13 protein-coding genes are annotated in these 12,940 nt (G+C 71.6%); 7 read left to right on the top strand and 6 right to left on the bottom strand.

The window, feature by feature from the left end:
- Positions 1–41: 41 nt before the first annotated feature.
- Entirely contained in the window at positions 42–1,580 is a 1,539-nt protein-coding gene (locus IE170_RS29760; protein ID WP_189812580.1) for a S8 family serine peptidase, read from the bottom strand.
- A gap of 255 nt (positions 1,581–1,835) precedes the next feature.
- On the opposite strand from IE170_RS29760, the gene IE170_RS29765 reads away from it, so the two are divergent.
- The 3 genes from IE170_RS29765 to moaA all read left to right on the top strand — a co-directional run bounded on the left by IE170_RS29765 (position 1,836) and on the right by moaA (position 5,001).
- Positions 1,836–2,201, top strand: a complete 366-nt coding sequence (locus IE170_RS29765) for a DUF485 domain-containing protein (RefSeq protein ID WP_189812581.1) — start codon at positions 1,836–1,838, stop codon at positions 2,199–2,201.
- Positions 2,198–3,835 carry a monocarboxylic acid transporter gene (locus tag IE170_RS29770; protein ID WP_189812582.1) on the top strand — a complete coding sequence of 546 codons (1,638 nt, stop codon included), beginning with the start codon at positions 2,198–2,200 and terminating at the stop codon, positions 3,833–3,835. The genes IE170_RS29765 and IE170_RS29770 overlap by 4 nt, the downstream gene beginning before the upstream one ends.
- Before the next feature lie 176 nt (positions 3,836–4,011).
- Positions 4,012–5,001 (top strand): GTP 3',8-cyclase MoaA, encoded by a 990-nt coding sequence (gene moaA / locus IE170_RS29775; RefSeq protein ID WP_189812583.1) that lies wholly within the window; start codon positions 4,012–4,014, stop codon positions 4,999–5,001.
- 25 nt (positions 5,002–5,026) lie between these two features.
- Here moaA and IE170_RS29780 read toward each other — a convergent pair whose 3' ends face one another.
- Positions 5,027–5,272 (bottom strand): hypothetical protein, encoded by a 246-nt coding sequence (locus tag IE170_RS29780; protein ID WP_189812584.1) that lies wholly within the window; start codon positions 5,270–5,272, stop codon positions 5,027–5,029.
- A 146-nt stretch (positions 5,273–5,418) separates the two neighbouring features.
- Positions 5,419–5,751, bottom strand: coding sequence for a DUF3099 domain-containing protein (locus tag IE170_RS29785; RefSeq protein ID WP_229885282.1), 333 nt, complete (start codon positions 5,749–5,751; stop codon positions 5,419–5,421).
- Between the two features lie 176 nt (positions 5,752–5,927).
- On the opposite strand from IE170_RS29785, the gene IE170_RS29790 reads away from it, so the two are divergent.
- On the top strand, positions 5,928–6,203 hold the full coding sequence (locus IE170_RS29790; protein WP_189812586.1) for a GlsB/YeaQ/YmgE family stress response membrane protein: 276 nt from the start codon (positions 5,928–5,930) through the stop codon (positions 6,201–6,203).
- 85 nt (positions 6,204–6,288) lie between these two features.
- Here the strand turns inward: IE170_RS29790 and tyrS are convergent, their stop codons facing one another.
- From tyrS to IE170_RS29805, 3 genes are all read right to left on the bottom strand, one after another.
- Entirely contained in the window at positions 6,289–7,557 is a 1,269-nt protein-coding gene (gene tyrS, locus IE170_RS29795) for a tyrosine--tRNA ligase (protein ID WP_189812587.1), read from the bottom strand.
- A 131-nt stretch (positions 7,558–7,688) separates the two neighbouring features.
- Positions 7,689–9,083: a metallopeptidase TldD-related protein gene (locus tag IE170_RS29800; RefSeq protein ID WP_189812588.1), complete on the bottom strand. Its 1,395-nt coding sequence runs from the start codon at positions 9,081–9,083 to the stop codon at positions 7,689–7,691.
- Entirely contained in the window at positions 9,083–10,606 is a 1,524-nt protein-coding gene (locus IE170_RS29805; protein WP_189812589.1) for a TldD/PmbA family protein, read from the bottom strand. The genes IE170_RS29800 and IE170_RS29805 overlap by 1 nt, the downstream gene beginning before the upstream one ends.
- A 185-nt stretch (positions 10,607–10,791) precedes the next feature.
- On the opposite strand from IE170_RS29805, the gene fabG reads away from it, so the two are divergent.
- The 3 genes from fabG (at position 10,792) to IE170_RS29820 (ending at position 12,932) form a co-directional block, all read left to right on the top strand.
- Positions 10,792–11,511, top strand: coding sequence for a 3-oxoacyl-[acyl-carrier-protein] reductase (fabG, locus tag IE170_RS29810; protein ID WP_114057007.1), 720 nt, complete (start codon positions 10,792–10,794; stop codon positions 11,509–11,511).
- A 5-nt stretch (positions 11,512–11,516) separates the two neighbouring features.
- Complete coding sequence (gene fabI / locus IE170_RS29815) at positions 11,517–12,287, top strand: enoyl-ACP reductase FabI (protein ID WP_189812590.1); 771 nt, start codon at positions 11,517–11,519, stop codon at positions 12,285–12,287.
- Between the two features lie 216 nt (positions 12,288–12,503).
- The gene (locus IE170_RS29820) at positions 12,504–12,932 is read left to right on the top strand and encodes a hypothetical protein (RefSeq protein ID WP_189812591.1); all 429 of its coding nucleotides are present in this window, start codon (positions 12,504–12,506) and stop codon (positions 12,930–12,932) included.
- Positions 12,933–12,940: the final 8 nt, after the last annotated feature.

Here is a 12,940-nt window from a genome sequence, read left to right on the forward strand (position 1 = left end):
CCCTCCGCCGCTCGCGGTGCGGGCGGTGTGCCGCGCGGTGGTTACTTCACTGCCTTGAGGGCGTCCACGACGCCGGCGCCGTAGTAGCCCGTCTGGCCCCACTTGGCCTGGCAGGTGGCGGCGTCCACCAGGTTGCCCGCGGCGTCGTACACCTGGGCCGGGCAGTCCGCCTTGGTGGCCTGCGACTTCAGCATGCGCTGGAGCTGCGACGGGGTGGCGTTCGGGTGGGCGCTCTTCAGCAGCGCCGCGACGCCCGCCACGTGCGGGGCGGCCATCGAGGTGCCCTGCTTGTAGCCCCAGCCGCCGCCGAGGACCGTCGACAGCACGCGGCCGTTGGCGTCGGGGGTGGCCGGGACCTGCCACTTGTCGCCGCCGGGGGCCGCCACGTCCACGACGCCGAGGCCGTAGCTGGAGTAGTACGACTTCAGGCCCTTGTCGCCGGTGGCGCTGACCGTCACGACGCCGGGGAGCTGCGTGGGCAGGTCCAGGCAGGTGCTCGGGTCGATGGTGCGCGGCCCGGGGGTGGTGTCGTTCGGGCTGGAGTCGTCGAGGATCGAGTCGGCCGCCAGGTCGTGGTCGGAGTTGCCGGCCGAGGCGACGCTGAGGACGCCCTTGCGCTCGGCGTAGCGGGTGGCCCGGGTGAGGGCCTCCACCAGCGCGCCCTGGTCGCTGTCGGACTTGCAGTTGTAGAGCCAGGGGTCGACGTAGTAGCTGTTGTTGGTCACCTCGATCCCCTTCTCGGCGGCGAACATGAAGCCGCAGACGACCGCCTCGGTGTAGAAGAGGCTGGTGCCGGGCTCGCTCACCTTGATGCCGGCGACCTTGACGCCGGGCGCCACACCGGAGATGCCGACGCCGTTGCGGGCCGCGGCTATGGTGCCGGCGACGTGGGTGCCGTGGTCGCTGCCGTCCGGGTACGGGCGCCAGGCACCCTCGGAGGTGTCCGCGACGCCGCCCACGCAGTTGGCCGACTGGGACCGCGAGAAGTTCGGGGCCAGATCGGGGTGGGTGTCGTCGACACCCGTGTCGATGACGCCGACGGTGACGTCCGGGCTGCCATCGTTGATCTTGTGTGCCTGGTCGGCCTTGATCGTCCGCAGGTCCCACTGGTTGGGCTCCAGCGGCTCCTGACCCGTCTGCGCCGCCGCGGCGGCCTTGGCGGCGTCCGCCGCGCTCAGCTTCTGGGTGGCGCCCTCGTCGGTGGTCTTCGCCGCCGTGAGGGGGGCCGTGCGGGTGGCGCCGACCGACACGAACAGGCTGCGCTGGGCGCGCAGGGTCTTCGCGAAGTCGGGGTTCTGGGAGTGCGCGACGACCACGCCGATCTGGTCGTAGGACGTCACCACCGTGCCGCCCGCGCGCTCGATGGCCTTCTTCGCCTGCTTCGCCGTGCCGTACGCGGTCAGGTTCGCCACGTAGGACAGCTTCGGGCCGGTGGTCTGCTTCGCCGCCGCCGCGGTGTCCGCCGTGGTGCCCAGCGGGGCCGCGGAGGCCACGGCCGAGGGCAGGAAGGCGAGCGAGGCGGTGAGCGCCAGGCCGACCGGAACGGCGAGGCGCCGACGGCCGGATCCCAGATGAGCCATGGGTTCTCCACATCATCCGTGAAAAAGTCGTCCGCGCGCGGTCGCGCAGGACGACGGGTTCATGACAGGTGAACCTAATGCCGGTGTTCGCCTTTGCGCCATCCGTTCGAGGAATCAGTTTCCAAAGAATCCGGCGGAGTTGAACCGCCGCCGCACGCGGTACGTGCCGTTGTCGGGGGGGACGGCACGCCCGCTCCCCACCCGGAGGTTGATTTGTCCGTCCCCACTGCACCCGCGTCACAAGGAGAGCCCCCCGTGACCACCGAAGCAGCACCGCCCCCGGGCGGCGCGGGAACGTCCGCGGCAAGCCCCACCGCCGAAGAGTTCGAGGCCGTCCAGCGCAGCCCCGAGTTCGCCGCCCTGCGCAGCTCCCACCGCTCCTTCGCCTTCCCGCTGACCGTGGCCTTCGTCGCCTGGTACCTGCTGTACGTGCTGCTGTCGAACTACGCGGGCGGCTTCATGGGGACCAGGCTCTTCGGGAACGTCAACGTCGCGCTCGTACTCGGCCTCGGCCAGTTCGCCACGACGTTCCTGATCGCCTGGCTCTACGCGCGCCACGCGGCCGCGAAGCTCGACCCCAAGGCGGACGCCATCAAGGCACGGATGGAGAACGGCCGATGAGCACCCACGACCTCGCGGCGGCCACCCCCGTGCTCGCCTCCGGCGCCGGCGAGCACCGGCCGCTGATCATCACCCTCTTCGGGCTGTTCGTCGTCGCCACCCTGATCATCACCGTCTGGGCCGGCCGGCAGACCCGCGACGCCGCCGACTTCTACGCCGGCGGCCGCCAGTTCACCGGCTTCCAGAACGGCCTGGCCATCTCCGGCGACTACATGTCCGCCGCATCCTTCCTCGGCATCGCCGGCGCCATCGCCCTCTTCGGCTACGACGGCTTCCTGTACTCCATCGGCTTCCTCGTCGCCTGGCTCGTGGCCCTGCTGCTGGTCGCCGAGCCGCTGCGCAACTCCGGCCGCTACACGATGGGCGACGTCCTCGCCTTCCGGATGCGCCAGCGGCCCGTGCGCACCGCCGCCGGCACCTCCACCATCGTCGTGTCGATCTTCTACCTGCTCGCGCAGATGGCCGGCGCCGGCGTCCTCGTCTCGCTGCTGCTCGGCATCACCAGCGACGGCGGCAAGATCGCGGTGGTCGCCCTGGTCGGCGTCCTGATGATCGTGTACGTGACCATCGGCGGCATGAAGGGCACCACCTGGGTGCAGATGATCAAGGCGGTTCTGCTCATCGCGGGCGCCCTGCTGATCACCTTCCTGGTGCTGCTGAAGTTCGACTTCAACGTCTCCGAGCTGCTCGGCAAGGCCGCCGAGAACAGCGGCCAGGGAGCCGCGTTCCTCGAACCGGGCCTCAAGTACGGCCAGGACGCGACGAGCAAGCTGGACTTCCTCTCCCTCGGCATCGCCCTCGTCCTCGGCACCGCCGGCCTGCCGCACATCCTGATCCGCTTCTACACGGTCCCCACCGCCAAGGCCGCCCGCAAGTCCGTCAACTGGGCCATCGGCATCATCGGCGCCTTCTACCTGATGACGATCGCCCTCGGCTTCGGCGCCGCCGCCCTGCTGGAGCGGACCGACATCATCGCCTCCAACAAGGCCGGCAACACCGCGGCCCCGCTCGTCGCCCAGGAACTCGGCGGCGGCGCCGGCTCCACCGGCGGCGCCGTCCTGCTCGCCGTGATCTCCGCCGTGGCCTTCGCCACCATCCTCGCCGTCGTCGCCGGCCTCACCCTCGCCTCGTCCTCGTCGTTCGCCCACGACCTGTACGTCAACGTCATCCGCAAGGGGCAGGCCACCGAGAAGGAGGAGGTCCGCGCCGCCCGCTGGTCCACCGTCGTCATCGGCGCCGCCGCGATCTTCCTCGGCGCCCTCGCCCGCGACCTCAACGTCGCCGGCCTGGTCGCGCTCGCCTTCGCGGTCGCCGCCTCCGCCAACCTGCCGACGATCCTCTACAGCCTCTTCTGGAAGCGCTTCACCACCCGCGGCGCCCTGTGGTCGATCTACGGCGGCCTCGTCTCCTCCGTCGTCCTGGTGCTCTTCTCCCCGGTCGTCTCCGGCAAGCCCAGCTCGATGTTCAAGGACGCCGACTTCTACTGGTTCCCGCTGGAGAACCCCGGCATCGTCTCCATCCCGCTGGGCTTCCTCCTCGGCTGGCTCGGCACCGTCCTGTCGAAGGAGAAGGCCGACCCGGCGAAGTTCGCCGAGCTGGAGGTCCGCTCCCTGACCGGCACCGGAGCGCACTGACCCGCCGGCCCCGGCGCGGCCGTGTCGTACGTCCCTACGACACGGCCGCGCCCCACCTCGTTCGATCGGGTATCCCGCCGGATCACCTCTCTCGCGTAGGCTCGACAGCGAGCGCATGCATCCTCCATCCGACGCGGCGCACACCTCTACGAACCGGACAGGGGAGGGGGCCCACAGTGCTTCTCGACACCTACGGCCGTGTGGCCACTGACCTGCGCGTCTCGCTCACCGACCGGTGCAACCTGCGCTGCACGTACTGCATGCCCGAAGAAGGCCTGCAATGGCTCGGCAAGTCCGACCTGCTCACCGACGACGAGATCGTCCGGCTGATCCGCATAGCCGTCACCCGCCTCGGCATCACCGAGGTCCGCTTCACCGGCGGCGAGCCCCTGCTGCGCCCCGGCCTCGTCGGCATCGTCGAGCAGTGCGCGGCCCTGGAGCCCCGCCCCAAGATGTCGCTGACCACCAACGGCATAGGCCTCGCGCGGACCGCCCGCGCACTCAAGGGCGCCGGCCTGGACCGGGTGAACGTCTCCCTGGACACGCTGCGCCCCGACGTCTTCAAGACCCTCACCCGCCGCGACCGCCACCGCGACGTCCTCGACGGGATGGCCGCCGCCCGCGACGCGGGCCTGACGCCCGTCAAGGTCAACGCCGTCCTGATGCCCGGCCTCAACGACGACGAGGCCCCCGACCTGCTGGCCTGGGCCCTCGACCACGACTACGAGCTCCGCTTCATCGAGCAGATGCCGCTCGACGCCCAGCACGGCTGGAAGCGCGACGGGATGATCACCGCCGGCGACATCCTGGAGTCCCTGCGCACCCGCTTCACCCTGACCGAGGAAGGCGCGCAAGAGCGCGGATCCGCCCCCGCCGAGCGCTGGCTCGTCGACGGAGGCCCGGCCACCGTCGGCGTCATCGCCTCCGTGACCAGGCCCTTCTGCAGCGCGTGCGACCGCACCCGGCTCACCGCGGACGGCCAGGTGCGGACGTGCCTGTTCGCCACCGAGGAGTCCGACCTGCGCGGAGCCCTGCGCTCCGGAGGGACCGACGAGGAGATCGCCGGCCTGTGGAAGGCGGCGATGTGGGGCAAGAAGGCCGGCTCCGGCCTCGACGACCCGTCCTTCCTCCAGCCCGACCGCCCCATGTCCGCGATCGGCGGCTGAACCCGGGCTGCCGGGCCCGGCGCTCCTACCGCTCCGAGCCCTCCGGCTGCACCCACTCGCCGAGCGCCACCACGTCCTTCAGGAAGCCGCGCACCCCCAGGAACTGCGACAGGTGCTCCCTGTGCTCCTCGCAGGCGAGCCACGTCTTTCGCCGCTCCGGCGTGTGCAGCTTCGGATTGTTCCAGGCCAGCACCCATACGGCCGCGGCACGGCAGCCCTTGGCGGAGCAGGTGGGGACATCGGGGGCGCCGGGCGCGTCAGGGGTGATCACGCCACAACCCTACAAACCGGCCCCGGGAAAAGGCGACGCCGAGCAGCCACGGGGGGAGCTGCCCGGCGTCGGTCCGTCGCTCCGACGGGGGATGCGGAGCGCGTAGGCAGTATGTCACGCAGGACCCGGTGCGGTGCACCGGAACCTCATGATTGATCTGAGCTATTCCTGAGGTTTCCCGCCTCCAGTGCCGGACGCACAGGTGAGGGGATGAAGTTCGAAGGCAGCTTCGGCGTCGACTCGCGCCCCGCGTTCGCGATGACCACCGCCACGTACGGCAGCAGCGCGCCCGCCACGAGCGTCACCACCGCCACATGGCGCTCCACGTTCCACAGGATCACCGTCGCCAGGACCGACAGGGTCCTGATCACCATCGAGATCACGTACCGGCGCTGCCGACCGCGCACGTCCTCGTCGAGGCCCAGCCGGGCCCCCGTGATCCGGAAGACCTCGGTTCCCTTCCGCTTCTTCCGCAGCACAGCTCCACCGCCAAATCCGACTCCCGGACGCTCCCGCCCGGTCCCTCTACGGTACGCCCGGTCCCCGGCGGTACGCAGACCGGGTGGCCACGGGCGGACGCGCCCGACGTGCGGGCCGGGGCCGACGGGCCGAAACTGGGCCCACATGCGCACGACGCGCCCTGAGGAGGCTCGACATGCAGTGGTTGTGGGCGATCATCGTCGGTTTCGTGCTCGGCCTGATCGCGCGGGCGATCCTGCCGGGCAAGCAGCACCAGCCGCTCTGGCTCACCACGCTCTTCGGCATCGTCGGCGCCATCCTGGGCAACGCCGTGGCGGGCTGGATCGGCGTACAGGACACCAAGGGCATCGACTGGATCCGGCACCTGCTCCAGCTCGCGGGCGCCGTCCTCATCGTCGGCCTCGGCGACATGATCTACATGTCGCTGCGCGGGAGCAAGCGCACGACCTGACGCCCCGGGCGCACGCGGCGGGGGCCGGCCCGGACGGAACGTCCGGACCGGCCCCCGCGCCGCGCCCGACGGGCCGCCGCCCGACTCAGGCGCCCGTGACCTCGACTGCAGCCAGGTTCTTCTTGCCCCGGCGCAGCACCAGCCAGCGCCCGTGCAGCAGGTCCGACGCGGCCGGGACCGCGTCCTCGGCGGTCACCTTCGCGTTGTTCACGTAGGCGCCGCCCTCCTTCACGGTGCGGCGGCCCGCCGACTTGCTCGCGACCAGCCCGGTCTCCGCGAACAGGTCCACGACCGGGGCGAGGCCCGCCACCTTCGCGTGCGGCAGCTCCGACAGGGCCGCGGCCAGCGTGGCCTCGTCCAGCTCCGCCAGCTCGCCCTGACCGAACAGCGCCTTCGAGGCGGCGATGACCGCCGCGCACTGGTCGGCGCCGTGCACCAGCGTCGTCAGCTCCTCGGCCAGCGCGCGCTGCGCGGCACGGGCCTGCGGCCGCTCCGCCGTCTGCGCCTCCAGCTCCTCCAGCTCCTCGCGGGACTTGAAGGACAGGATCCGCATGTAGGTGGAGACGTCCCGGTCGTCCACGTTCAGCCAGAACTGGTAGAACGCGTACGGCGTCGTCATCTCCGGGTCGAGCCAGACGGCCCCGCTCTCGGTCTTGCCGAACTTGGTGCCGTCCGCCTTGACCATCAGCGGCGTCGCCAGCGCGTGGACCTGCGCCTGCGGCTCCAGCTTGTGGATCAGGTCGAGGCCGGCCACCAGGTTGCCCCACTGGTCGGAGCCGCCCTGCTGGAGGGTGCACCCGTACCGGCGGTACAGCTCCAGGAAGTCCATGCCCTGGAGGAGCTGGTAGCTGAACTCGGTGTAGCTGATGCCCTCCTGCGACTCCAGGCGGCGGGCCACGGAGTCCTTCGTCAGCATCTTGTTGACGCGGAAGTGCTTGCCGATGTCCCGCAGGAACTCGATGGCGGACATGCCCGCCGTCCAGTCCAGGTTGTTGACCATGACCGCCGCGTTCTCGCCCTCGAACGACAGGAACGGCTCGATCTGCGTCCGCAGCCGGTTCACCCAGTTCGCCACCGTCTCCGGGTCGTTCAGGGTGCGCTCGGCCGTCGGGCGCGGGTCGCCGATCTGGCCGGTGGCCCCGCCGACCAGCGCCAGCGGCCGGTGCCCGGCCTGCTGGAGCCGGCGCACGGTGAGGACCTGCACCAGGTGCCCGACGTGCAGCGAGGCCGCCGTCGGGTCGAAGCCGCAATAGAACGTGACAGGACCGTCCGCGAACGCCTTGCGCAGCGCTTCTTCGTCGGTGGACTGGGCGAACAGCCCGCGCCACTTCAGTTCGTCGACGATGTCCGTCACGGTCGTGACTCTCCTTGAACGAGGTGAAACAGGGTGGTGAAGGGTTTCCCCGCCAGTCTAGGCGGGCGGGGAGCCGCCTCCCGACGGCCGCCCGGCGGCGCCGGAGCCGCCGGGCGGGCGGTTGCGTACGGTCAGACGCCCTTGCTGACCGAGCTCATGTTGAAGTCCGGGATCCGCAGCGCCGGCATCGCGGCCCGGGTGAACCAGTCGCTCCACTCGCGCGGCAGCGTCTTCTCCGTCCGCCCCGCCTCCGACGCCCGCGAGAGCAGGTCCACCGGCGACTCGTTGAACCGGAAGTTGTTCACCTCGCCGACGACCTCCCCGTCCTCCACCAGGTAGACGCCGTCCCGGGTCAGGCCGGTCAGCAGCAGCGTCGCCGGGTCGACCTCCCGGATGTACCACAGGCACGTCAGCAGCAGGCCCCGCCGCGTGCCCGCGACCATCTCCTCCAGCGACTTCTCCCCGCCCCCGTCCAGGACCAGGTTGCCGAAGCCGGGGGAGAGCGGCATGTCCGTGAGGGCCGCGGTGTGCCGGGTCGTGGTCAGCCGGGCCAGCTCGCCGTCCTTGATCCAGTCGGTCGCCGGGACCGGCAGGCCGTTGTCGAAGACCGACGCGTCGTCACCCGAGCTGTGCGCGATCACGAACGGCGCCGACTCCAGCCCCGGGGCGTTCGGGTCGCTGCGCAGGGTCAGCGGCAGCGGCGACAGCCGCTCGCCGAGCCGTGTGCCGCCGCCCGGCTTGGAGAACACCGTCCGGCCCTCCACCGCGTCCCGGGCCGCCGCCGACCACATCTGGTAGATCAGCAGGTCCGCCACCGCCGTCGGCGGCAGCAGCGTCTCGTACCGGCCCGCCGGCAGGTCGTAGCGGCGCTCCGCCCAGCCCAGGCGCACGGCGAGCTCCGCGTCCAGCGCGAGCGGGTCCACGTCCTTGAAGTCCCGGGTGCCGCGGCCGGCCCACGCCGAGCGCTGCCGGTCCGGGGACTTCGCGTTCAGCTCCAGCGTGCCGTTCGGCTGGTCGTGCCGCAGCCGCAGCCCCGTCGAGGTGCCGACGTACGTGGAGACCAGCTCGTGGTTGGCGAAGCCGTACAGCTCGCGCCCGCCCGCCCGGGCCCGGGCGAAGGCCTCGCCGAGCGCCGGCGCAAAGTCCGCGAAGACCGACGAGGAGGTCTCGGCCGGTGCGTCGGTGAAGTCCGGCGACGCGGGCGTGCCCGTGACCAGCGGCTGCGCGTCCTCCGCGGGCCCGGCGTCGCGCGCCGCGGCCTCGGCGGCCCGGACCAGCGGCTCCAGGTCCCCGGCAGTGACGGCCGCGCGCGACACGACCCCCGAGGCGGTGCCCTCCCGCCCGTCGACCGTGGCGATGACGGTCAGCGTGCGGCCGCGGGTCACGCCGTTGGTGGTGAGCGCGTTGCCGGCCCAGCGCAGGTTGGCCGTCGACTCCTCGTCGGCGATGACGACGCAGCCGTCGGCGGTGGACAGCTCCAGGGCCCGCTCGACGATCTCGTGCGGCTTCGTGCGGTTCGAGGTCATCAGCGACCGGCCTCCTGGGTGGTGTTCAAGATGTTCACGTCGCGGAACAGCGCGGACGGGCAGCCGTGCGAGACGGACGCGACCTGGCCCGGCTGGGCCTTGCCGCAGTTGAAGGCGCCGCCCAGGACGTAGGTCTGCGGGCCGCCGACCTTCTCCATGGACCCCCAGAACTCGGTGGTCGTCGCCTGGTACGCGACGTCCCGCAGCTGGCCCGCCAGCCGGCCGTTCTCGATCCGGTAGAAGCGCTGCCCCGTGAACTGGAAGTTGTAGCGCTGCATGTCGATCGACCAGGAGCGGTCGCCGACGACGTAGATGCCGCGCTCCACCCCGCCGATCAGGTCCTCCGTCGACAGCCCGCCCGGGTCCGGCTGCAGCGAGACGTTCGCCATGCGCTGGACGGGGACGTGCCCGGGGGAGTCGGCGAACGCGCAGCCGTTGGACCGGCCCAGGCCGGTCAGCTTCGCGATGCGCCGGTCCAGCTGGTAGCCGACCAGTGTGCCCTCCCGGACCAGGTCCCAGCTCTGCGCCTCGACGCCCTCGTCGTCGTAGCCGATGGTGGCCAGGCCGTGCTCGGCGGTGCGGTCGCCGGTCACGTTCATGATCGACGAGCCGTACCTGAGCTCGCCGAGCTGGTCGAACGTGGCAAAGGAGGTCCCCGCGTAAGCGGCCTCGTAGCCGAGCGCCCTGTCCAGCTCGGTGGCGTGCCCGATCGACTCGTGGATGGTGAGCCAGAGGTTGGAGGGGTCCACCACGAGGTCGTAGCGGCCCGCCTCGACGCTCGGCGCCCGCATCTTCTCGGCGAGCAGCTCCGGGATCCGCTCCAGCTCGGCGTCCCAGTCCCAGCCGGTGCCGGTCAGGTACTCCCAGCCGCGGCCGACCGGCGGCGCGATGGTCCGCATCGAGTCGAAGCCGCCCGTCTGCCCGTCCACGGCGACCGCGGTGAGCTGCGGGTGGACCCGCACGCGCTGCTGGGTGGTCACGGTGCCGGCGGTGTCCGCGTAGAACTTGTTCTCGTGCACGGCGAGCAGCGAGGCGTCCACGTGCGCCACGCCGTCCGCGGAGAGCAGGCGGGAGCTCCAGTCGGCCAGCAGGGCGGCCTTCTCGGCGTCCGGCACGGAGAAGGGGTCCACCTCGTACGAGGAGATCCACGTCTTGTCGGCGTGCACCGGCTCCTCGGCCAGCTCGACCCGCTCGTCGGACCCGGCGGCCTTGATGACCTGCGCGGACAGCTTGGCCATGGCGACGGCCTGGGACGCGACGCGCGCCGCACCGTCCATCGTCAGGTCCACGCCGGAGGCGAAGCCCCACGCGCCGCCGTGCACCACGCGGACCGCATACCCGAGGTCCGTGGTGTCGGAGCCGCCGGAGGGCTTGGCGTCCCGCAGCCGCCAGGACGCGCTGCGGATCCGCTCCAGCCGGAAGTCGGCATGCTCGGCGCCCAGCGCGCGGGCCCGGGCGAGCGCCGCGTCGGCGAGCGCCCGCAGGGGCAGCGCGGTGAAAGCCGCGTCGATGGAATGGGGCACGGAATTCCTCCCGAGGTCGGGGCCGGTCCCCCTGATCATGGCGCGCCCGGGGCTTTCGTGCCTACCTCTTTCTGTAGGGACTCGACAGAGCCCGTCGCACGGCCCTGTGGGACATCGATTCTCCGCATTCCCTGCGGGGCCTATAGGTTTCTGGTACTCAGACCGCTAGTCGAAAGGGTGATCCGTTGAGCCGCTCGGTTCTCGTCACCGGAGGAAACCGGGGCATCGGCCTCGCCATCGCCCGCGCCTTCGCACAGGCCGGCGACAAGGTCGCGGTCACGTACCGCTCGGGCGAGCCGCCGGAGGAGCTCACCGCACTCGGCGTCCTGGCGGTCCGCTGCGACATCACCGACTCCGAGCAGGTGGAGCAGGCCTACAAGGAGATCGAGGACGCCCACGGCGCCGTCGAGGTGCTGGTGGCCAACGCGGGCATCACGAAGGACACGCTGCTGATGCGCATGTCCGAGGACGACTTCACCTCGGTGGTCGACACCAACCTCACCGGCACCTTCCGCGTGGTCAAGCGCGCCAACCGCGGCATGCTGCGCGCCAAGAAGGGCCGCGTCGTCCTGATCTCCTCGGTCGTGGGCCTCCTCGGCTCCGCCGGCCAGGCCAACTACGCGGCCTCCAAGGCGGCGCTCGTCGGCTTCGCCCGCTCGCTCGCCCGCGAACTGGGCTCCCGCAACATCACCTTCAACGTCGTCGCGCCCGGTTTCGTGGACACCGACATGACGAAGGTCCTCACCGACGAGCAGCGCGCGGCCATCGTGGCGAACGTGCCGCTCGCCCGCTACGCGCAGCCCGAGGAGATCGCGGCAGCGGTCAGCTTCCTGGCGTCCGACGACGCCGCGTACATCACCGGAGCCGTCATTCCCGTTGACGGCGGATTGGGCATGGGTCACTGATCACCATGAGCGGAATCCTCGAGGGCAAGCGGATCCTCGTCACCGGCGTGCTGATGGAGTCCTCCATCGCCTTCCACGTCGCCAAGCTGGCCCAGGAGCAGGGCGCCGAGGTCATCCTGACCGCGTGGCCGCGGCCCACCCTGACCGAGCGCATCGCCAAGAAGCTCCCCAAGCCGGTCAAGGTGATCGAGCTCGACGTCACCAACGACGAGCACCTCGCCCGCCTGGAGCAGCTGGTCCGCGACGAGCTCGGCGGCCTCGACGGCGTCGTCCACTCGATCGGCTTCGCCCCGCAGGACGCCCTCGGCGGCAACTTCCTGAACACCCCGTTCGAGTCGGTCGCGACCGCGATGCACGTCTCGGCGTTCTCGCTGAAGTCGCTGACCATGGCCTGCAAGCCGCTGTTCCCGGCGGAGGGCGCGGCCGTCGTCGGCCTGACCTTCGACGCGCAGTTCGCCTGGCCGCAGTACGACTGGATGGGCCCGGCCAAGGCGGCCCTGGAGGCCACCAGCCGCTACCTCGCCCGCGACCTGGGCAAGGAGAACATCCGCTGCAACCTGGTCTCGGCCGGCCCTCTCGGCTCGATGGCCGCGAAGTCCATCCCGGGCTTCGGCGAGCTGGCGGACACCTGGAACCACCGCTCCATGCTGGAGTGGGACATGAGCGACCCGGAGCCGGCGGGCCGCGGTGTCGTCGCGCTGCTGTCGGACTGGTTCCCGAAGACCACGGGCGAGATCGTCCACGTGGACGGCGGCCTGCACGCGATGGGCGCCTGAGCACCGCCCGCACCATCCGAACGGCGGCGGCCGCGCTTCCCCGAGGGGAGGCGCGGCCGCCGCCGTTCGGCCGTACGGGGCCGGGGAAAGGGGTCGGCCGGCGAACGCACGTACGCCCGCCCACTTAATCCTCCCGAGTCGAAAACCGGGACAGAACCCGGCAAACTGACCGGGCCGGGATCTTCCCGGCGTCTGCTGCGGGGAGGAGGTGCGGGCGTGCACGCGAGGCCGAGCAGGGCAGTGCTGCTGCTGGTCACCCCGGTGGCCCTGGCCGCCCTCCTCGTCCCCGGGACCGCCGCGCCGCCCGCGGGGCCCCGGCCGGCTCCGGCCCCCGCCGCCGCGGACTCCGCCGTCGTCGACCTCGACGAGATCCCCGTCGAACCGCCCGTCCGGCCCCCCTCGCCCGCCGCCGAGCTCTTCGGCGCCGACTGCGACACCGTCATCGAGGGCTCGCTGGTGACCGCTCACTGCCACAACGGCTACCCCGAGACCGACCACCTGCGGCTGCACGTCGAATGCGACCGCTGGTGGGACCTCGACGGCGACAGCGCCGCCGTGCCGGTCGACCCGGCCGGCCGGGTCGAGCTCGTGGGCCGCTGCTGGAAGGAGGTCCGCTCCGCCTGGATCACCCACGGGCGGGCCTGACCGTCCCG

The sequence above is a fragment of the Streptomyces toxytricini genome (genome assembly GCF_014649915.1).
GTDB lineage: Bacteria > Actinomycetota > Actinomycetes > Streptomycetales > Streptomycetaceae > Streptomyces > Streptomyces toxytricini.